Origin of the sequence: Butyrivibrio sp. AE2015 (assembly GCF_000420825.1) — a bacterium.
Classification (GTDB): Bacteria; Bacillota; Clostridia; order Lachnospirales; family Lachnospiraceae; genus Butyrivibrio.
Genome location: NZ_ATVR01000019.1, coordinates 17,710 through 39,067 on the forward strand (window position 1 = coordinate 17,710; position 21,358 = coordinate 39,067).

Genomic DNA, 21,358 nt, shown 5'->3' on the forward strand with positions numbered 1-21,358 from the left:
TTACCCCGATCATCCAAGTTTTATTGGTGTTCCAGATATATTTACAGGTCCGCTGCTTTCAAGCTTAAGCATTGAATTACCTGTCAGTGACACATTGCCGCCCTCGATCTTTGTGTTGTTGTTTGCCGATATCTGGACCTGATTGGTAACATCTGTTTTCAGCTTGTTGCACTTAAGAAGTACCGTGCCGTTATTGCCATTCATGGTAAGCTCTATTGTCTCTCCGACCTTTATTGTCAGCTTGGTCTGTGCCTTTATCTCCATCTGACCTGTTTCAGTTTTCATAACTATCTGGTTGGATTTACTCTTGTCTGTTATGACAATCTGTTTGCCCTCATTGTTCAGTTCAATCTGATGGGCATCTGTAGAAGTTGAGATGGTTATCTTATCCATGGCGCCTTCTCCTACAGCTTTATCTACAAAGGAAATGGAATTTCCATTTTTCGTTCTTATCTTTTTATTGGCGTTGTTCATATCTATGCAGCCCTTTGCGAACCTGTCGGTGCTTTTTGGAACACTGCCAATAATATAGGGCCTTGATATATTGCCGTTTTCAAAGGCTATGAGAACCTGATCTCCTACTTCAGGGCAAAAATACTCACCCCAGTTGCTGCCGCTGTACGGATAGCTCATCCTTGCCCATACCTGCTTTTCCTGGTCATAGTCCCTTGCATAGATGGTAACCCTCACCATTCCCGGAAGAGTCATATCAAAATTTGATGTAACCTTTCCCAGATATACCCCCAGCATCCTGTTCTCTCCAAGGTCAGTCTTTTCTATCTGCTTTTGAGCTACTTCATCAAAAATATCAAAAAGTGGCATTTTTGCTCCTCCTTGCTAAAAATAGTTTTTGTCAGAATGGTAAACTGCCTGCCATACTACCTATATCTCCAAGGCCGCTTCCTATACTGCCCGCAATTGAAGATGCTGCTCCGAGGCCTCCTATACCGCCAAGAGGACTGTTGCCATCAGCAATTGTGGCCGCTTTTCCTATTATCTTTGTAATATAGGTTCCTTCATGGTTTATATAGTGCGCGGTCTCTGTGATGTAATATGTATTCGAAATTGCACTTCCTATCCCGCTTATCTGGATGTAACTTCCAGGTATTATCTCCGGGAGTCCCGCTATTTCCATCTCCAGACTTGCCAGTCTGTAGGATATGCTTTCCATCAAAGACTCGGCCTTTTGATCCGCACTTTCTTTTGTATCTGCACTGGGGTCAAAATAGACCTTGGTCTGCTTTGAAACAAGGGATTTTGCCTTGCTTCCGAGCGAAAGCTTGTTGCTGTTTTTCCTTTTGGCAGTAATAACGCTGCCTTTTGCTGCATCTATTCCTCTTACTTCAACTGCTCCTACTATTCCTGTCAGATCATATTCGATATTGTAGGAATAGATAACGCAGGATGGATTTATCTCCATAAGTACAGCTGCATTTTCCTTGGCCTTTCTGAAATACACATAACCACCAAGTGAAAAGAACTCATAATTAAACCTCTTTGCAGCTTTTACGATAAAGTCATAGTCACTCTCACAGTTCATCTCTATTCTGTCATTTGGAAGGTCAGGTATAACCTCACCTGCCGCACCTGCTGCACCTGCTGCGCCCGCAGCTCCAGTGACACTTGATAATCCAGAAGTTGGAAGACTGCCGGCTCCCGGTATAGATCCGCTCCCAAGATTTCCTGTTACTGAACTGACAGCTCCCTGGGCTACTGACCCCAGTGCTCCTGTCGCCATAGATCCAAGACTACCAGTTACAGCGCCTCCCAGGCCACCTGCCATAGATCCAAGGCCACCTGCTGCCCCACCAAGAGCTCCCGTGCCCGGGATCATCGACTTATCGGGAGTTGCCGAAACCTCATAGGAAGTAACTATCTGACTGGTAATAAGAGACTGGTAAGTCATGGAATTAAATATTTCCTGCACCGCATCAGAATAGTACTTGGCCGATAATCTCTTTGAATAACAGTTGACCATCATGATGCCCTTTACATCCATGGCCGTAATAGCTATTCCCGGAGCTCTGGCTGAATCTTTGTCATAATTAAAGGCAACTCTTGCTATATACCCTCTAAATACCTCTCTTACAGAAGTTCCATGCCCCATTTCAATCTTCACAGAAGAACCGAGCATGATATATTTTTTGGCTTCATCTACTGCAAAGGATTTGCCTTCCTCATCAAAAGCTCCGATTATGGTAAAAGTCGCAATATTAGCCTTATATTCACAGGAAAGCTCCACATAAAGATCATCGATCGTATAAATGCTCTTTTTGGAATTGACAATATCCCTGTCCCCTACGTACACATAGTATATGGAATCATAAAAAGACTCGTACTTATCAAACAGATCTTTGTAGTTATAAGTAGCCAAACCCAAGTAACCCCCTATAATATGCTGCTGATAGCTCCTGCCACAGCTGATACAGAATCATCTTTGCCCCAGTACTTTTCATATCTCTGACCAAAGACGCTCGCAGACTCTTTATACCTGTCAGATACACACAGTATCCTTATTGTCACAAAGGCTCTGCATGGCTCACCATTCATATTGAACATGGTGTAATCAGCATTTACTCTTGATAGTATTCCCTCATAGCACATATCTCCCCAGTTAAAAGAGATAAGTCTCGTATTAGGGTTTCTAATGGCTCCTATAAAGGCTTCCACTTCCTTCTGAACCGAAGTCTCCTTCTTCTTACCTGCTGCCTTCTTGACCAGATTTATTCCTTCCTTAACAAGTCCTGAACCTGAAAGAGTTGCCTTATCTGCCATAAATGCTTCCCTTATATCTGTTCTGTCAAAAAGAAGTCTGACTGAAAACTCAACTCTGGCCTTTGCAGGAAGGATTGATGAGCTTCGAAGATCTGTGTGCTTTGTGGGTGAATCTTCAAAAATTTCACTTGGAAACTGACCTCCACCATGAGCTGAAAGAGATATCTCGCTGGGATTAAACATAACAACAAACTGCCTGCTCTTTGCTGCACTCAGATACGATGCTATCTGCTGTTCATCTGACAGTTCCAAAACATTTCCTGCAATCTGAGAAAGCTTTCCCTGTACGGAAGATACATTGCTCATAATGTCAGACTGAATATAATTGGCCGCAAAGCTGCTGCTAAAGCCTGTATTCATAGAACCGGTCTTATATTTCTCCAGTTCCTCCTGCTTTAGATTGCGGTCACTTATATCTGTGATTTCTATAATGGCTTTCTCATTAAATCCCGCTATATCTTCAAGGGAATCTACTATGGCGCTTCCCGCACTTGAAAGTATGCTTCCTAAACCCATAGGCATCTCCTTACAAAAATCTTAAAAGCTAAAGAAATTGTTGTTTAAAAAATTACCGGAGCTTAACTTTGTAGCCTTTTGAGCCTTCTTCATCATCTCTCCGCCATCATTTAAAGCTGAAGCTGAAATTGGACTTCCCTCTTTAAACACCTTGTCAAATTTTTTATTCCAGTATTTGTCATCATATTTAAGTTCGGCCATCTCAGCATTCTGGACAATTCTGCAGTCAATGACGCCCCTTATAGGATTACCCTTGGTGTTAAACATGGTATATCTGGCATTTACAATTGTGATCTCGCCTCTAAAGCTCATATTTGACCAGAAAAAGATAACCTGCCTTGTTGATGCTCTTGCAATGGCTGCCACCAGCATATCCATCTGGGGCTGCACCGTATGCTTAGTGCTCTTGCCCTGAACCGCCTTGGTAAAATCCTTTACCTTTTCTGCTGCTGTATTGGATATAAGACTTCCTGTATCCAGTGAAAAGGCATCGCCTATCTGAAGATCATCAAAAACCAGCTGAAAATCAAGCGATATGGTGGTCTTTGAATTGATCTTTTTAAGCTCATCTGCATAGGCTGATTTCTGAGTGTTCTGAATATAGACCTGTTCTCCTGCAGTTGCCTCAAACCTGAGGGAATTGGGATTATATTGAACCTCAAACTCCACAAAAGTATCACTTTTTTTTAGAAAACCTGGCAGCTTCCCGGCCACATCGGATATCTTTAAAGCGCTTTCTGCATTTGCCAAAAGCTCTTTTTCCTTTTCATTGGCCTTTTCAGCAAGCTCAAAGAGCTTTACATTGTTTTTCTGCTTTTGAGGTCCTATGGAAAAAGTATTGTATTCATTGGCCAAAGAAGGATTGACCATACACAATATTGCCTTCTTTGTAGAAGTATTGTCTTTTATAAAGTTGCCAACTGAGCTCGCCGCACTGCCTATAAAATCTGCAAAACCCATGATCAGTAACCTCGTCTACTTTTCTCGCTCGCAAGGCGCCTTTCTATTTTTGTGTATACCTTATCGCTTATGGTTCCCAGCGAAGCGTTAACTCCCTCCTGTACCATCCTGCGGATATCAGGAGTTTCTATTTCCTGTTTCGTTGTGTTTATGGTATTTATTACCTTGTTTGTAGTTGTATTCTGTATGCTCTCTGTTTCCTGCTTCACCTCATTTTTTATTTCTCTTGTAATATTTCTTCTGTACTGATTTAGTGTCTCTGCTATATCTTCACTGGAAATGGTCTCGCTCTTTCTGTGGACTTTCTCTATCTTTGGTACATTTTCTTTTACAGTCTCAACTGTTCTGATATTCTCTTTGCCATTTTCAATGATGTTGTGTACTATCTTTGCCCCTTCACTTATCTCATTTTTTATCTCAACATTTTCCTGATAGCTTGCTTCATTAAGGTGACGTACTTCTTCGATATTGCTTATCAGCATACTGATGCTCTGCTGGGTCATCTGGGATACGCCCGCCTCTGTGGTATTTTTATAGTAGTTAGCAACAGTCTCAAATATCTTTCCTGCTTCATCAGGGAAAATAAGCTCAATTTCTTTCCTCATCTGATCATCAAGAAGGGCACTTTCCTCTTCCCTCTCTTCAAGCTTTTCTATGAGTCTGTCCTTGTCATTCAGGGCTAGCTTTGCATCTTTTATTGTCTCTTTGAAGCTTAACTTTTTCTTTTTGTTTTTATACTTTCTCTCTATCTGATTTATAAGCTGAGTGTACTGTTTACGTCTTTCCTCATTCTGTATGTTTATCTCATTAAGTACCGATACAAGCACCTCATCGCTGCTCATCTGTGACTTATCTTCGTAAGTATTTACGATTTCTGCCTTATTGGTATTTTCATACTCCTCTACAAGTCTGTTACTTGTCCTGTCCACAAAGGTCTCATTGTAAAGCCTGTGAAAGGTATTATTTGATGAATTGTAGATGGTGCTTGTAAAATCATAGTAAGTATTACTACTGGTACTGAATCTGTCATAACCTGTGTTATAAAGGTTTCTTATCATATCAAGAAATACCGCAGAAGTTACAAGGCTGGTATTTTGCTCATTTGTAACATTTCCTTCAGCGTATTCCTGCTCATATTCATTTTCATAGTTATATATGATCTCGGGGCTTTTAAACTCAGCACTTTGAGCAATATTGTTTATAAGCATGTTAAGAGCTGTATTATTCTGCTCTGAAACTAAAAACTCCTCTGCACTTATCTGATTCGTCTCCTGAGTATGTGCAAAGTTTGAAACTATCTGGTAGATTGCCCCTGTCTGAAGTCTGTTAAAAATTGATTCGTAAAGATTTAAATTCTCAGTTTTTTCAAACCTTCTGTTGTCACTCATCTCCCTGTTGTTTATAAGCTCAGTCAGGGAGTTTCTAATATTTTCCACTTCAGTATTTTCAGAAAAAAACATATCAACGAGCTTGTTTTTTTCCTTATACTCATTAACAATCTCATAAAAGCTCTTCATGAATTTCCTGTCATCCCGGATTCCAAGCTTGTAGAGCGCATCTGTCACAAAGGTCCTCATCTGGTAAGTAAGATCCACACTTGCGCTGTTTACTATGCTGTTCATGAGATTGTTTATTATCTCTATCTTTTCATAATTGACCTGATTGGAACTATTCTGGTTAAGGATGCTGGTAAAGCCATCCCCTTCTGCTATGTACACTTCAGGAGGCGTATTTACCACATGCAAAAGATCTGTCTTCTCAAGCCTTGTCTTCATCAGGTCATAGCCTGCCATAATGCTGTGAGTAAAGCTTTCATTATCATTTACAATTGTAGTCTTTGCAGTTATTTCAATTGGTGCGAGTAATTTAAGCATTTACCTTTGCTTCCCCTCATTAGATCTTTTTCCCTTACTTTTTGGATAACATATCTGCCATAAGAGCTCTTCTTGTGGGCGGCCATTTAACCGGTGCCGGCTTTGAGCCATCAACAGGCGACGTTGCTACGTTCTTTGTATGTGGCTTTGGCTTTTTTAAATCGACATCTTTCATGTCAAAGGCCCCTTGTGCCACCTGATCATTTACCTTCCAGGTCTCCTTATCCTGCTTTGAAACTGCAATATGGGCTGAAACCGGTGACGTATCCGCCTTACCTTTCATCTCAAAAGTTTTTCCGTTTGACTGTTTTTCTCCGTTTATCTTTCTCTCAGTAACATCATTTTTTGATGTCACAATGTTTGGACTTGTTGGTGCAAACTGCGAAGTACTTATTGTTTTCTTGGAAGCATCAAAATCATCCGGCATCGCATATGGGGATACATTTATGGTTCCATCAGCTTCTACTCTTGGCTCTCCGCCGTTTATAGTTTCAGCACCAAACTCCTGATTTATATCATTTTTAGAAACCCTTACCCTGTCTGTATGCTCAAGAGTCTTTCCAAATCTGCCATCTTTCCCTCTCCAGGTAAGCGGATCAAAGCTGTTCTTAAAGTCGCTGTCATCGTCAAACTTATCCCATCTTCCATCCGTCGTGGAGTCATCTATAGGGTTATTTACAACCATTAGCTCTCTGTAGGCTATGGTCGTTGTTTCTACTAAAAGTCCGCTTTTTTCTGCATTCAGTTCTCCATACTCTTTTGCTGTCACAACACAGCCTGTAAAAACGTAGAACCTCGAAGCCCAGGCCTCTGCACTCTTTTCACTGGCAAAGCCCTGCTTGGCATTGGATTTATATACAAAAAGAGACATAGGGAGCATCATTTCGGTACCGTTTGCCAAAGGGTCCAAAAACTTAGACCAGCCCGTATCTACATATCTTTCAACCTGAAATGTAAAGGGCTTGGACACAGGTTTTCTTTTCATCTGAACATAGTCATTGACCCCGCCTTCCTGAATGTATTCAAACTCATTTTCCTTGGTAAATACATGTACAGACTTAAGCGGAAGAAAATAAACACCCTCAACCCACAGCACAAAGTTAAAACTGGGTATGGGATCAAATTCAGCTTTATTATTACCTGTTATGTTATCTATGCCTTTAGCAATAGTATCTAATACACCCATTAACTAACCTCTCTATCTGTCAGCTTTAAGTTCAAAAATACTCTTTTCTTTTTTCTCCTTAGAGGGATTAAGACTCTTATTTATCTCCGATATCTCACTGCACCACCTTCGGCGCGTTGAATGGTCCATTTCAAGGACTTCCTTTTCGCTCCAGTGGAAGTAGTATGAGATAAAAGACATCTCTTTAAAGAGCTCGTCCTTTGGATAAAGCCTTAGCCCTCTTGAGTAAAATTTAATGGAACCTCAAAGGTCTTGCCGCAGTCAGGGCAGACACACTGCATTACAGGAGGTTCTATATCATTTATTCTCTGATACATATCCTGCAAAAAAGCAAGATCTGCAGTAAAGAGCCTCTCGATCGAAGTAGCCGTCACAGCATCAAGTCCCTCTATTTCTGTTACGACTTTACTCAAAATAACTATTGTCAGATAGGACGGATTGGCAAGGACTCTCGGGTCTCTTGTAGCGGTGATCTCATCACCTGCTGTTGCAAGTCTCATCTTGCCTTTTCTGTGAACATCCCCATTTCCATCAACATATCCCTTAGGGAGTGTGAATTCATATACTGTTTCCATCATGTGCCTCCTCTATATGTGTTTATTGGCAGGGACCAAAAACGGCCCCTGCCTCCATGAATTTAGTTAGGTATTACAAGTTCTTCATAGGCAATTTCAACACTCTCAATTGCTACATCACTTGTCTTTGCATCAAGATCAGGTGCTGAGTATTTGGTTACCCAGGCATTTGTTAGTGTCCACTGCCTTGTTCCGGTTGCAGCTGTAACAAGCTGAGCCGGTGCTCCCGGATTTATGTCAATGAGCTCAATAGTCACATTCTGACGAGGAATCTGACCTCTTGTCTCACTTACACACTCCTGGATCCATGTCTTAAACGGGCTGTTGATGATATAGCCCATCTTAAGAGTAACGTTACCGTGCTTTACAAGTCCCGGGATCTTTACCGGTGCCAGTGAAGCTGAGTTACCCTGTCTGAACTCGATTGGTTCTACCGTTGACTCTACTCCTGTCACCTCGCTGAAAGCTGCTGTTCCTGCGATGTTATTAACTGTGACAAGGAAGTTCATTTTGGTTAACGGATAATCAGAGTTTTTATCATTCTTATATGCATCAGCCATAATGTGTTATCCTCTCTTTGTATTATTCTTCAGATTCGCCGCCTGCTTCTGCAGTGTGTTGTGTAATCCTGAAGATTACGAACTCTGCAGGTCTTGAAGGAGCGATACCGATATTACAGATAAGTCTTCCGTTCATAATATCCTCACGGCTCATAGTAGAAGGTCCGATCTCTACGAAGTAGCTGTCTGAAATGGACTCTCCTGCCAGCATTCCGTTTCTCCACAAGGTATCGAGGAAATTAGAAATTGTAAGACTGACTCTCTGCCACAGTGAAGCATCGTTTGGTTCAAATACAACCCAGTTGGTATTTGCCTTGATACTCTCTTCAACAAATATGAACAGACGTCTGACGTTGACATATTTGAAGTTGGTATTGCTGGATGCTGTTCTTGCACCCCAGATCCTGATTCCCTGTCCGGGAAGAGCTCTTATAAGGTTTACGCCCTCAGGATTTAAGATGTCCTGCTCATCCTTGGTGTAGTTAACCTTAAGTCCTGTACAGAAGACTGTTTCATTAGCAGGAGCCTTATGAACACCTCTGTTGATATCAGTTCTTGAGTAAACACCCATCACTGCACCTGATGGTGGGATAAAATCAGGCTTATTTGAGGATCTGTCAAATACCTGGATCCATGGATGATACATAGCTGCATAGGAGCTGTCGATCATCTGTCTGTAACCGATAAGATCAGCTGTCTTATACATGTCACCCGGCATATCGATAACTGCAAATCTGCTCTTTAAGTTCTCGCAGTGACCAACAAGGGCAACAATTACTTCAGGAATTGTTACACCCGGGATTGCCAGCATGCTTATCACGTTGTTTTCCTTAAATGCCTGAAGACCTGTCCTCTTTCCGGGGCCATTGTCCTCACCTATGAATGTTGCAGCATTTACACCTGAAATGTTGCCGTCATCACCGCCCTCAAGGAAGAACATTCCGTCAGTATTGCCATCTCCAAGGATTGCTTCTACAGGGTTACCAATGCCCTTCATGTCCTCAACGGTGATCTTTACGATATTGCTAAGCGAAAGTTTTGACTCGATGTATCTTGTGGACTTTCTGTTAAAAGAAAGCTCTGAATAATTCTCAACATCATCGCCATATCTGACACTAACATCTACAGTAACCAGATAAACAAGTGACTTTGGAACGATAGCATCGTCAACAACGCCCTTTGGCATATCTTCTTCAAAAGCTACTACATTGTCATAGATAGTCTTTATCTTGTTGTAGGTTCCATTGAATTCAACGATGTCTCCTTCTCTGAATCCATCAACGCTCTTTGCAATATAGCCGGTATCAACCTTTTTGATAAGCTGCATCTTATGTTTTTTGCCGGTTGAGAAAAAGACCTGGATCTTATCTCCCCACTTACCGGGGTTAGCAGCCTCAACAGATAAAATACCCATTTTCTTCTTTGCTACTTTTGCCTTTGGAGGAGCAACACGCATTACATAACATCTTGTTCCGCCATTATCAAAAAACTGCTCAACACTGTTTGCAAGATATCTATATTCTCCATAGAGAAATTCAGGAAGAAATCCGCCAAACTGCTGTTTAAAAGACTTCATGTTGGTTACAAGGAGTGGTGCCCCCTCTATAGGACCTTTTTCAGCAAGACCGATAAATCCTGCAGTACTGGTGCCCACACCTTCTATACTCCGTGGAGAATTATCATATTCTTCCACATATACACCTGGTGATAAATATTCTGGCATAGTTTTTCTCCTTCTATTTTTTAGTTAGCTGTAGCTTTGATCTGGCCTGGATTAACAATTGAAACCTGCCCTGCGTATGCACACATCATCTTGCAGTCAGATGTAAGACAAGGCTTACCACTGTTTAATACCTTGGGATGAGTTGGTATCCATGTTCCTGCCGGAACAGGAATGCAGGGTTGGGGGGTCAGTACACCCAAAGCAGCTGCTGTGGCTGATGCCACCATTGGATTGGTAAGAGTTGTACACATTCCAAAGGGTCCTATGTTTGCAAGTCCCTGACAATCCTGTATAGTTGCCACAGGTTTGCCGCTTGCAAGAACCTTTAGCTGCGAGGTAACCTTTAGTGGAGCAGGTGCTGTTCCAAAGGAACACATGCATGTAGCTCCAGCCGTTACTAGTTCACTCACTTTCCACCTCCTTTGGCTCCGGATCAGTTAATCTTTCGGCCTTTTCCATGAGATCGATCTTTCCATTTTCTTCTCTGAAATCGATGAATCTAAAGTACGTCTCATCCCCCGCCCTAAAGCGGATAAGATATTTGAGTACCGTCGCATCATCTCTGATCCTGAAAATAAAGCTTCCATCTTCCTTCACATTGCCATAGAGCAATCTGAATATTTTTCGATTGGGCTTAACTTCAGTCTGGATAAGATCTTTCAAAACCACTTTGTTGTCACCGCTCTGATCTGTAACAACAAACTCTTCATAGCTTTTTTCATCAGTTGATGCCAGTCCATAGTACACATCATCGAGAGTTATCTTTTTACCTGCAACAAAGCTAAATACTGAAAGTAGCTTTTTCTTGGGTTCAAACTCGTTTAATGAGCATACAGGACGCATGATGTTTATTGCATCAAGTGACTTTAGAGAAGGGAGGTTTCCGGATATGCCAAGCACCGGCTCACCACTAATGACTTTCTCTGATGGTATCAGGAAGACATCACAGGTAGGGGCTTTTTCATCAAGCTCTTCATAATTCACGGCAATATCTATATCCTCATATCCATAAGCCCTGATCTGCATAAGAGTATTCTCTCTGCCTTTATTTATGAATATGAATGTACCATCGCCCTTGTATAAGGGCTTGATCTCGCAGCCCTTTTCAATAAACTTTACGTTCATTTCTGAGGCTGCCGCCCCTGTGGTCGTGTCGATAAGCCTTAGCACAAGGTCAATCTTTACACGAATAACAGAAGCACTCACTTACGCTATTCCCTCCTTTCTTCTCCTACTGAATACAATCCAAATTCAGCTTCAGATACACGAGGTGTGGTGATGATCTCACCGCTTGAAAGCATTACGGGTGCCGCCTTATAAAACAGGCTTATCTGATAGGGCTTGCTGATAGCCTGCCACACCCTTACTTTCTCCTCCAGACTTATCTTCGCCTGAGACAGCACTATTGGAGGTTCCTGGGTATCCAGCCAGGATTGCAACTCATTGGGTCGTACAGAGCTGTTGTCATTTACGATCTGAGCAACACGACCAATGATCTTTTGTATATCCGGTGCCTTTAGTCCCATCTGGGAGGAACCGTTTATGAAGACCATATAGTAAAGTTCATATGGCCTTGGCGGCTTTGATAACTGGACTCTTCCTCTCTGCACATAGTTGGGAGTAGACAGCTGAACTGCCTCCCTTATGTCGTAAAGGTAAAGTCCTACAATATAGTCAACGTCCTGAGATGCAGGTGAAGAAATCTCTATATTGTTTGGGGATGGTATAGGTTCAGGGCACATCTTTTCCCTGAGAGTCCTTACAATATATGCACTTACATCTGCTATGATCGGATAATCTGCCATACACTGCTCCTATCACTGACTATTTAGAAGTTCCAAAAATTCTTCTGCCCTTGCCTTCATAGGCGTTGTGTAACATACTGCGTAGGATGAGCTTGGAACATACTCGGTCTCTATCTTGAAATAAACGACTGAATCTGCTTCTGATATGTGAGGAACGCCTGAAAGCTTAACTTGGCTGTTCATCTTCTCCTCATCTTCGCCGTAAGAATTTTTGTACATCACATCACTTCCGTTGGTAAAGATGTATATCTTTGCACCACTTGTCATAGTCGATATCTTCTTTGTATCATCGTAGAAATACCTGAAAGCAGTCACATCTCCTATGGATTTAAGACTTACGTATTCACTGCTCTGGGTTCCCTTGCACTGACTATAAAAATAAATGTTATTGTTTGTTACTCCCTTGGTCGCAAGCCTTGAAGCAATCGCCGCAGCCGGTGCATTTCCCATCCTGTAGAACCTTGAAAGAGCTACCGTAACAATTGCAAGCTCCTTCATATCAAGATCATCAAGAGATTTGCCAAAAAAGCTCTCCAAAAGAGATAAAAGATCATCTTCAGATAAAGAACCTCCGGCCATATCCTTATCTTTGGCTTTCCTGATACCATCTAAAGTGTCATCTCCTGCTCCTGACTTTTCAGCAAGGTCTAAGAGATCGTCCAAAGCCTCATCTTCTCCAAGGTCTGATAAAGCCTCTGCTATATCTGACAGATCTGCATTGGCATCATTTTGAAGAGAATCAACGGCTTTTGCCAAAAGGTCATCTGAAATTGATGAGCCGCTTCCACCGCTTCCATTACCACTGCCATCGCCACTACCATCGCCGCTTCCACTGCCATTTTGTGAATCAATATCCTTATCAACTGCCGCTATCATGGCATCATATTTCTTTGCTCCCGCAAGATCATTATTATCAAGGCACTTATCCCGCTCCTTTTGAAGCTCGCTCTTTTTATCCCGCAGCTTATCAAGTTCCGAGCGAAGGCTCTCATCTGAAGCTATTATTTCCTCTGCAAGTTTCTTTAGATAATTTAAAAATGTTTCGATGGAAAGATACGCTGCAGAGCTGTAATCATCCTGCACAACTCCTGCTTTTAGTCCCTCTGCCCAGTCCGTGACCTCATATACAAGCGTCAGAGAGTCGGCAGCTGCCTTTCTGTTCTTTATGGCATCAAGGATAAATTTTAGTTCAGCACATAATCCGTCAGTCTTTGCTGTCTGGTTTTCAAGTACTGACTGCTTTGCGCTCTCCCCCTGAACTGAATTGTATTCAGGATCGATTCCGCCATTTACCATTGAAGAATACTTATTCCTTGCAAGTCCCAAAAGAGAATTTTCCAAAAGAGAACACTCTCCATCAGCGTCAGCTATAATTCCGTCATTTATGTTATATATGTGCTTAAGATACTCTACAGGTCCTCCAAGCTCCGCTCCGCTTGTATTTTCTAAAACCTGAGTGCTGTATTCATATTCTGCATGTCCAAGAACTGTATCTATGTCATTTAATCCGTCTGAAGAATACTTGATATAGCTTGTTGAACAGTTGGAAATACAAGTAACTATTGCCTCGGTAATGCCGCTGTCAACCTTAAATGCATCTCCTTTGTCCTTACTCTTTTCTTCATCCTCATCGTCGTCTTCATCGCTGTCACTTGAATTTGCTTCTTCAAGTACTCTCCACCATCCCTCACTGTCCTGGGATAGTCCAAGGCTCCTCATCCATCCCTGGAACCAGCTTGCACCCGATGATGCCTCAAAATCGTACTGGAGAGAATCCTGCATTTCTCTCACATAAGATGGCTCACTTCCTGCATTGTTTTCTGATGACGAATCCTTAAAGTTTCCTGATGCTGTATAATAAGCTCCGTTTGCCAGCGAAAACAAAGTATCAAGAGCATTTACATCAAGCTGAGAGAGCTTTTCAAAAACAATTGCTCTTCTTGCAGAATCGACCTTTTTCATGAGCTTATATACAACTTCTGCTTCATCCTGATTGTCATTTGCTTTGTAGCCCGCATATATACTGTTTAGAGCTGCCAGCTGCTTATCATACTTATTGGTAGTTTCATCCCTTAGATTCAGGTTAAAGAATGTACTAAGGATCTGATAGTAATAAACGTCACTTCTTAAATTCCCGCTATCCTTGGAGTTTCTGGTTGTCAGGAAATCCTCCTGGGAAATATCCTGGCTCTCAGTAGAGTAGGTATACTGAAGCCACAAAGGATTGAGCTCCTCAAGCTGTTTTAGATCATAAGGATCGGGAATATCAAAGGGATTAACTCCCTTGTCATTTAACAGGTCAATGAGGATGCCATCTGCTCCTGCATAGTAGCGAACATAGAGTTCATCAAGTTCTTCTTCAGGCACGATAACTCCGCTGTTTGATATTCCTTCAACACCGTTTTGTATATCTCCAATGTCAAACCAGCTTCCGTCTGCAAGTTCTGACTTGTAGTAAACTTCTGACTGTCCCGACTGGCTTGCTGATTCAGAGGCCTTTTCATACAGATCATCTGTCATGGCATTTATATGAAGGACATAGGTTCCGATGAAAAGAACTGAATTATCGATGGTATATCTGCTCTTAAACACACGAAACTTAATGGCATCCTTCTCATCAAAGATTGCCTTTGAATTTACAGATGGAATACTGGTGATCAAAAGGATCACAGCAAGGACCACCGGAAGTCTTTTTATCAGGTATGAAATTTTCCTCTTAAACTCATGCATTTTCATACTTTACAGCCCTTTACTGGGTGATGGCTTTTACCACCTTCTGGTTTGCAGTATCAAATCTTGCATTATAAATTACTTCTTTATCTTCATTCATAAGTTCAATTGTGAGTTTATCAAGGTCAAATGCCACAAGCTGTAAATGCTTTAAGCCGTTCTGGATGCTTGCAGGCTCACCGCTTCCAAGGGCTATGCCCTCTTCATTCTTAACGACAAAGAACTGTATATCATCTAAAGTTGGTGATATGGTTATATCCACAAGGCCCGTGCCCTCGTTTATCGTAGCTTCATAGGTTCCGTATTCTTCCAGCTCAACAGTCTTAATGTCATAGCCTGTTACAACATTTAAAGGCCCCGAAACCGATTGGGGATCTATTTCACAGTCATCTATGAATTCGTCACCGTTATAAAGCCTTATCTTTACCTGCTCTATATCATCAAGCGTAAGTGCCAGATGTCTTATTTTTCCATCCTTTGGAGTTTTGCTTCCAATCTGTATGTTGTCTACCCAAAGCTCGTAATCAGTCACTTCCACATCAAAGTCCTCAGGAATATATATATTTACTTCAAATTCCGTCTTCTGAATGATCTGTTTGATGTAGTAGTAAGCGCCCTCTGCTGTCTGTTCTTCTATATAGCTCTCACCGGGCTTTGCTGTCTGAAGATCTGCGTCATTTCCATCAAGGATTGCAGACACTCCGCCGCAGGTTGTTCTGTCAAGAGCATGAAGTGTATTTGTATATAACTTCATGGTGTCTATAAGGCTCTTTTGAAGTTCCTCATAGGTATTCATTTCCGCATCGTACTCTGAAAATGAGAGCTTTCCTGTCTTATTAAGAAGAGAACTTTTATCAAGGTTTTCTTTTGCATCTTTAACATCTGTCTGATACTGGGCGTAGGAGTTTTTAACTGATACATAATTGTTAAAAGAATCAGTTACAGCCTGCCTTACATCATCTTCGGCCGCTTCCTTGTCCTTGTAGGCGCTCACATAATCTAAAACATCCTGATAAAGAACATTTGGATCATCTTCAACATATCTTGTTCCGTCTATTGATCCCTTGAGCCATAACCTTGGGATCTTGATGAACCAGCAGATCTTTTTCTTGCCCGTCCAGTAGCTGTCTACCTTCTCAAGAAATTTCTTATAATCAGCCTTAAAGCCCTTTTTATTGACCTCCTGGCCACTTATTGCCATATTCACATAGGATGCGATCATATTTGTATCGCCGCCGTAGTGCTTTTTCATCAGATCAAAATTGGTCTGAAGCTGCACTCTTGCTCTTGTTTCCTCAATGCAGGCCTCATAATAGGTCTCGTCTCTGTCAAGGGTGTACTCGATCAGAGGTTCAAGCATGTCTCTGTTAAGCCTTGTATCTATATATGGGTCTTCAAAGATGTAACCAGTTGTCACATCCATTCCGACCTTTTTTGTCATTTTCTTTAAATCCGCTTCAAGTGTTCGTCTGTCAGAAGCTATCGTATTGTTTACAGACTTAAGCTTTGCTGTCATGGTGTCTACATCTGCCTGATTGGCCTGTCCCAGCTTAAGTTTTGCTGTGTTTCTTTTTACTCCGTCCTCTAAGGTCTCTACTCTAAGTTCGTTAAAAGAGATCATTTTCTGGAGTGTTACTATTTCCACATAAAGATTATTTACTTCCTGATACTCAGTGAGCTTTACATCGTTTATGTTGTGCTTGGCAACGTCAATATCATACTGAAGAGAGATGGGCTTAAACTCAAACTCTGAGTCCTGATCAAGTGTCAGCTTTTCAGGAAATTTAAGGTTTAATAAAGGTGACCATCTAAAGGTTGTAAGGTTCTTCTTTTTTAGTTTCAGTGACTTTACAGAGCTTTCATACTTAGCCTTTTTTGCCTCCACCTGGTCCTCTGCAGACTCATATTTACTGCTGTTTCTGATAGCCAGATTTTTGCAGGTTTTAAGGGTCAGAGTTTTATCTTTGGCAAAAGAAGTTTCGCTTCCTGAGGGCAGGTAAAATGAAACAGCCACGAAAAATATTGTAGCTACCAGATATAATATTAAGCTCCTCTTTCCCCTGCTTCTTATCATGTATACCTCAAAATCAAAAAACTTTTATATTGATACGAACGAAAACAAAAAATGTTAAGCATCTGCTGCAGAAACGTAGTAAAAATCAAAGTATTCGCCCTGTCCCTTGCAGACAAAGGAATAAATAAGGTCTCCTCTTCTGAAGGAATAGATATACACAACGTACTTGTTATCAAATTCATTTACTTCGATAACATCTGAATAGATTTCAGTTGTGGATACGGTTACCCTTCCGCTTAGGGAATTTTCTGATTCGTTGAGCTTGTTTATACATACAACCTCAGGAAAAACAACTGTGGAGTTGCCCTCATATATTGGGTCTCCAAAAATACTTTTTAGCTTTGTGATGGTATCGATATTGTTATTGCCATAACCAAAATAATCTTTTAAAACATAGACAGATTCTATTTTGATGCTGTCATCAAGGGAATCATCCTCTCCCTTTCCGTAATAGACACCGCCGATCTGCTTCATATATACGGCAATGTCATCGTTCATCTGATATAGAACCTGACTGCCCTTGTAATAGTCCGCAGCCTCCTGAACCGTTTTGCCCAAAAGTTCACTGTAAACTATGCTGTCGCTTGAAAATGCTCCTGAGTAGATCTCATTCTCGCCGTTGTCATAAAGGACACCTTTTCCGTTCTTTTCACCAAGATCAAACTCTCCAATGTATTCAAAGGTACCATCTTCTCTGTATAAGGTTCCCTCTCCGTCAAAGAGATTATCGTGGAACTGCCCTGTGTACATGGTATTGCCGCTTGAATAATTTAAAAGTCCCTGTCCCTCGTACTTGTTGTTTACAAAATCACCTTCATAGACAACATTTCCTTCTTTGCTATAAAGGGTACCTTTTCCTGTAACATATCCCTTTTCGACCTGCCCCTCATAGGCAAGATACCCTGACTTTCCGGTAATCCTGACGTTATCACTGACAAGCCTTAGTCTCACAGAATCATATTTGTAGGTCTTGATACCTCCGTTTTGTCCGAACTGCCTGAAAATGGAGGTCTCCGATGCAATGTAATAAATACTTAAAACACCTATCACAATGATCATTGCATGGACAAGGCGCCTTGATATCATCCAGCCAAAGATCGTTATATAATCATTTTTGTTTCGTGGCTTTAAGTTAAGGAAACTGTAAAAGAAGTCACGGATCTTGGCTATTATCTTGGTCCTGATAAAGTTCCAGTTAGTAAGAAGTTTTAACTTGGATACCAGGCCGGCCCATCTTGATTTAATTGTCTGGACTAAAACAGTAAAAAGGTTTTGCACTAAGAACCCTCTCCTCTATTACAAATGAAGTGCCCCAAAGGTAGCTTCGTCAGCAATTCCGTTATTTAGGTACTTCTCACTTTCAAACAGATACCATCTTGAAAGTTCATCACCCGGAGCCGCTTTTAGCAGATCTGAAAACATATTTCTTGCCAGATAAAAATCTTTTTTCTCATAAGTCTCAAGAGCTTCCTTAAAGAGTCTTGATGTGTGGATCTTGGCATGCCTTTCGCTTTGTCCGCAGGCATCCATTACTTCATATAGCTTTATATTTTCTGTGTACTTCTCGCACTTGATATAGCCTATGTACCTGACTGACCTGTCCTCATACTCTCTAAGATAGATGTACTCAGTTATAACAAGTCCTAAGTGGAGCCTGTTAAAGAACTCAACATAACCTGTAAACTCTTTTGATATGTCACCGTCCAGATATGTAAGTGCAAGCCCGTCATTTCCAACTATTCCAAACTCGAAGGTGTCAAAGAAAACAAAGGCTGAGTTAAAGACATTTCCATGCATGTTAATGTCATGAATGATCTCTGCTGCGTAGTCCACCATAGGTTTATCCGACATCATGAACAGCATTTGCAGTCTTGAAAGGTCTGTACTATTTCCTACAATGATACAGTCATTTCCTTTTTGTCTCTGTTCAAGGGCTGTTGTCACAGATAAAAGCAGATCCTTTTCAAGTCCCTCACCAAGCTGGATCGTCAAAAGCCTTCCGTCAATCTTTGTCCTCTCACCGTTTTTGACATCCATGATTGATTCTTTGCCCAAAGCAAATTCAATATTCTTTGGGGCATATTTAAAATATGCTTCAAATACCTTAAATCTCTTATAGTTGATCTCATCTACTCTCTTTCCAATTTCAAAAAGAGAATCCCACATATTTTTAAGATCAATTCCTACAGTCGCAGGTCTGTCAGGAATCGTTCTTCCAAGTGCACACTCACGAAGGGCATCCTCGAGGTGCTTAAAGTCTCTTGTATTAAGATAGTAAATACCCAAAAGTATCAGACTTCCAACAGCAAACAGGGCTATAAAGAGAACTATGTAGAAAAAGTTACTTTTATTAAATCTCTCATTCACCCTTGTATCATCGATTATTCCAACGATTGCATAGTCAGAGATGAAATCATCATCCGCTACACCTATTGCCAAACCGTCTTCTCCTCCAAGGTACAGCTCGCAGACCGAATACATTGCTGTGCTGTTATGAAGATCATCTATAACATCAGAAATTGCATTGCCGAAAAGAAATACCGCACTTTCGTTGTTTCTTCCGCTTCCGCTTGTAACAACCATTCCATCAGCAAGCCTTACGATAAGAACATCGTAAAATACTGAAGAATTGCCATCTCTTTTAAGGAAATCTGTCAGAGCATTTTGTGTCTGAATATAATCATCACTATCAAAATAGTCCTGCGCACCATAATCAATAAACCTTGTAAGTCCGGCTTCATCTGCAAGAGCCTGCATTGAAATGATTCCAAACCTGACGTGCTCCTGTTTTCTGGCTGCCATGTACTGACCGCTTATGTAATAGATACTGCATCCAACAAGTATTGCCAGAATAAACTCAAGCAGTACAAAGGAGTACATGGTCCTATTCGAAGCTCTCAGCATGTTGTAAACAAGTCTTACAATGATGAGCCAGATGATAGTACCCGCTATCCATATGATGAAGTAGGCTCTGTACATTATAAATTCAGCAGGTGCTGACAAAGACATGGATGATACTGCAGCTGAAACTCTTTCATCCTGCGCAAAATAGCCTGATGGTTCATCCTTGTCGGTTCTGATAGTAAGGCCGCCGTTTTCATAAATTGCAGATACAAAAAATCTCTCAGGATCTGCCTTTCTTATCATCACATTTTCTGTGACATGGATCTCGTGACCTCTTTCTGACGGGCTTGCCATCTTGTCATGTGAAAAAGATACTACCCTTACCTGTCCGCCATCCTTTGAGATTGCAGTCACATAAATTCCGCTGTTGTCTACTGTAATGGATGAAAGTATATCTTCATCCAAATGAAATTCACTAGAAATTCGTAAAAGATTCAGCTTTGTATTAAACTCTCCGATGCAGTACTCGTAATGCTTGCCATCCTGGTACTCGTCTTCATTTTCAGTCTTGGAAAAAGCAGCATAAAGGTTTCCGTCATAAACAGTAAGAGCGAGGATCCTTTCCTGATCGATATCTGCGCTGTTATAAACATTTTTGACTTTGCCCTTGCTGGTAAGTCTGTACAGCAGCGCAAAATCCTCAAGATTTTCACTAAAATAGATTCCCTCGTTTGTAACAAGAGATCTGGTATAGGATGTGTATTCTGTATCATGGACGTTTTTGGACATGACAAACGCAAAGATAACCGCTGATACAGCTATACTCACTATATAAATTATTGGTAACAACCTCTTTCTTATATTCATGCTATTCCTCACCACGAATTACTGTACAAGCGATTCTGTTCCAATATTCTTGAAATTATTGAATATGACCCTAAGCCACGAGCCATTTCCAAGCACAAATCTTGATAAGATAAGACTCAGTGCAACAATACCAAGTATCACACATATCCAAAAGAGAACACCGAATATATAATTCGAATACAGTGAAAGCCATAGTTTTATTCTGCCAAACAGTGTTATTCTCTTATCTCCAACTGCCGCTATAGTAATATCCCTATAAAGCTCCGAGAACTTTGAATAGCTTCTGTTGGCGCTCTTTTTCTGAAGAAGAATAAAGCTGTTGGCCTTCTGTGAAGCCTTTGCCTCAAGAAGTACAAGGATTATTCTCGCGCACTCTACTACGCAATCCTTCTCAGTGATATTAAGGTCAAAATCCTTAAGGTCTATGGCATAGCTCATAAATATATTGTTGTCCGAAGACAGATTAAGCTGGTTCTGGGTCAAAAGAAGATACAACAACTGATAAGGAAGTGCCAGCTGCATACAGGCTATGATCGTGTTGATACATATGTCTTCACATACCTTTAAGCTGTACAGATCTCCTGCGTAGAAATCAAATAGATTTCTTTCCCTCCTGTATGGGAAAACAAGTACATGGATTCCTTCACAGGCAAAGCTGTCAACAAGGGCGGAGTTCTCAACAAGGTCAAGGCGCCTGAAAGCTTCCAGAACATTCTTTATACATTCATGGTCCTTGACCACAATAACTGTATAAAGACTTCCACCGGAAGACTTTAAGTCTTTACATATGTAGCAGTCATTAGTTTCTCCTATAAGCTTTGTACTAATGACTTCCAATTTCATTTTTGAAGACTCAAAAATCATTGGCA

At 41.1% G+C, this 21,358-nt stretch carries 18 protein-coding genes; all 18 read right to left on the bottom strand.

What is annotated here, in order from left to right:
• Positions 1-9: 9 nt before the first annotated feature.
• On the bottom strand, positions 10-822 hold the full coding sequence (locus tag G585_RS0110275; protein ID WP_022774809.1) for a phage baseplate assembly protein V: 813 nt from the start codon (positions 820-822) through the stop codon (positions 10-12).
• Positions 823-853: 31 nt separating this feature from the next.
• The gene (locus G585_RS0110280) at positions 854-2,374 is read right to left on the bottom strand and encodes a phage late control D family protein (RefSeq protein ID WP_022774810.1); all 1,521 of its coding nucleotides are present in this window, start codon (positions 2,372-2,374) and stop codon (positions 854-856) included.
• Between the two features lie 14 nt (positions 2,375-2,388).
• Positions 2,389-3,291 (bottom strand): CIS tube protein, encoded by a 903-nt coding sequence (locus G585_RS18970; protein ID WP_022774811.1) that lies wholly within the window; start codon positions 3,289-3,291, stop codon positions 2,389-2,391.
• Positions 3,292-3,312: 21 nt separating this feature from the next.
• Complete coding sequence (locus G585_RS0110295; protein ID WP_022774813.1) at positions 3,313-4,251, bottom strand: CIS tube protein; 939 nt, start codon at positions 4,249-4,251, stop codon at positions 3,313-3,315.
• A gap of 2 nt (positions 4,252-4,253) precedes the next feature.
• A complete protein-coding gene (locus G585_RS0110300) occupies positions 4,254-6,125 on the bottom strand; it encodes a hypothetical protein (RefSeq protein WP_022774814.1) in 1,872 nt (623 codons plus the stop codon).
• Between the two features lie 34 nt (positions 6,126-6,159).
• Entirely contained in the window at positions 6,160-7,311 is a 1,152-nt protein-coding gene (locus G585_RS0110305; protein ID WP_022774816.1) for a hypothetical protein, read from the bottom strand.
• A gap of 12 nt (positions 7,312-7,323) precedes the next feature.
• Positions 7,324-7,548: a DUF6760 family protein gene (locus G585_RS20055; RefSeq protein ID WP_026663926.1), complete on the bottom strand. Its 225-nt coding sequence runs from the start codon at positions 7,546-7,548 to the stop codon at positions 7,324-7,326.
• Positions 7,524-7,886 carry a hypothetical protein gene (locus tag G585_RS0110315; protein WP_022774818.1) on the bottom strand — a complete coding sequence of 121 codons (363 nt, stop codon included), beginning with the start codon at positions 7,884-7,886 and terminating at the stop codon, positions 7,524-7,526. The genes G585_RS20055 and G585_RS0110315 overlap by 25 nt, the downstream gene beginning before the upstream one ends.
• 62 nt (positions 7,887-7,948) lie before the next feature.
• Positions 7,949-8,446, bottom strand: coding sequence for a phage tail protein (locus G585_RS0110320; RefSeq protein WP_022774820.1), 498 nt, complete (start codon positions 8,444-8,446; stop codon positions 7,949-7,951).
• 22 nt (positions 8,447-8,468) lie between these two features.
• Entirely contained in the window at positions 8,469-10,169 is a 1,701-nt protein-coding gene (locus tag G585_RS0110325; RefSeq protein ID WP_022774821.1) for a phage tail sheath family protein, read from the bottom strand.
• Between the two features lie 20 nt (positions 10,170-10,189).
• Entirely contained in the window at positions 10,190-10,579 is a 390-nt protein-coding gene (locus tag G585_RS0110330; RefSeq protein ID WP_022774822.1) for a DUF4280 domain-containing protein, read from the bottom strand.
• Positions 10,572-11,375 carry a hypothetical protein gene (locus G585_RS0110335; protein ID WP_022774824.1) on the bottom strand — a complete coding sequence of 268 codons (804 nt, stop codon included), beginning with the start codon at positions 11,373-11,375 and terminating at the stop codon, positions 10,572-10,574. The genes G585_RS0110330 and G585_RS0110335 overlap by 8 nt, the downstream gene beginning before the upstream one ends.
• Positions 11,376-11,380: 5 nt before the next feature.
• Entirely contained in the window at positions 11,381-11,974 is a 594-nt protein-coding gene (locus G585_RS0110340; RefSeq protein ID WP_022774825.1) for a DUF4255 domain-containing protein, read from the bottom strand.
• Positions 11,975-11,986: 12 nt separating this feature from the next.
• Positions 11,987-14,710 (bottom strand): hypothetical protein, encoded by a 2,724-nt coding sequence (locus tag G585_RS0110345; RefSeq protein WP_022774826.1) that lies wholly within the window; start codon positions 14,708-14,710, stop codon positions 11,987-11,989.
• A 13-nt stretch (positions 14,711-14,723) separates the two neighbouring features.
• Positions 14,724-16,778: a TolC family protein gene (locus G585_RS0110350; RefSeq protein ID WP_022774828.1), complete on the bottom strand. Its 2,055-nt coding sequence runs from the start codon at positions 16,776-16,778 to the stop codon at positions 14,724-14,726.
• A 54-nt stretch (positions 16,779-16,832) separates the two neighbouring features.
• Positions 16,833-18,056: a hypothetical protein gene (locus G585_RS0110355; protein ID WP_022774829.1), complete on the bottom strand. Its 1,224-nt coding sequence runs from the start codon at positions 18,054-18,056 to the stop codon at positions 16,833-16,835.
• A gap of 18 nt (positions 18,057-18,074) precedes the next feature.
• On the bottom strand, positions 18,075-20,489 hold the full coding sequence (locus G585_RS0110360; RefSeq protein ID WP_022774831.1) for a hypothetical protein: 2,415 nt from the start codon (positions 20,487-20,489) through the stop codon (positions 18,075-18,077).
• Between the two features lie 18 nt (positions 20,490-20,507).
• A complete protein-coding gene (locus G585_RS0110365; RefSeq protein WP_022774832.1) occupies positions 20,508-21,353 on the bottom strand; it encodes a hypothetical protein in 846 nt (281 codons plus the stop codon).
• Positions 21,354-21,358 lie beyond the last annotated feature (5 nt).

Bases quoted from the DNA above. Each gene is read 5' to 3' on its own strand.
- G585_RS0110295 (WP_022774813.1), bottom strand. From the start codon at position 4,251: ATGGGTTTTGCAGATTTTATAGGCAGTGCGGCGAGCTCAGTTGGCAAC.
- G585_RS0110325 (WP_022774821.1), bottom strand. From the start codon at position 10,169: ATGCCAGAATATTTATCACCAGGTGTATATGTGGAAGAATATGATAAT.
- G585_RS0110320 (WP_022774820.1), bottom strand. From the start codon at position 8,446: ATGGCTGATGCATATAAGAATGATAAAAACTCTGATTATCCGTTAACC.
- G585_RS0110275 (WP_022774809.1), bottom strand. From the start codon at position 822: ATGCCACTTTTTGATATTTTTGATGAAGTAGCTCAAAAGCAGATAGAA.
- G585_RS0110360 (WP_022774831.1), bottom strand. From the start codon at position 20,489: ATGAATATAAGAAAGAGGTTGTTACCAATAATTTATATAGTGAGTATA.
- G585_RS0110365 (WP_022774832.1), bottom strand. From the start codon at position 21,353: ATGATTTTTGAGTCTTCAAAAATGAAATTGGAAGTCATTAGTACAAAG.
- G585_RS0110315 (WP_022774818.1), bottom strand. From the start codon at position 7,886: ATGGAAACAGTATATGAATTCACACTCCCTAAGGGATATGTTGATGGA.
- G585_RS0110300 (WP_022774814.1), bottom strand. From the start codon at position 6,125: ATGCTTAAATTACTCGCACCAATTGAAATAACTGCAAAGACTACAATT.
- G585_RS0110350 (WP_022774828.1), bottom strand. From the start codon at position 16,778: ATGATAAGAAGCAGGGGAAAGAGGAGCTTAATATTATATCTGGTAGCT.
- G585_RS0110345 (WP_022774826.1), bottom strand. From the start codon at position 14,710: ATGAAAATGCATGAGTTTAAGAGGAAAATTTCATACCTGATAAAAAGA.
- G585_RS18970 (WP_022774811.1), bottom strand. From the start codon at position 3,291: ATGGGTTTAGGAAGCATACTTTCAAGTGCGGGAAGCGCCATAGTAGAT.
- G585_RS0110305 (WP_022774816.1), bottom strand. From the start codon at position 7,311: ATGGGTGTATTAGATACTATTGCTAAAGGCATAGATAACATAACAGGT.
- G585_RS0110340 (WP_022774825.1), bottom strand. From the start codon at position 11,974: ATGGCAGATTATCCGATCATAGCAGATGTAAGTGCATATATTGTAAGG.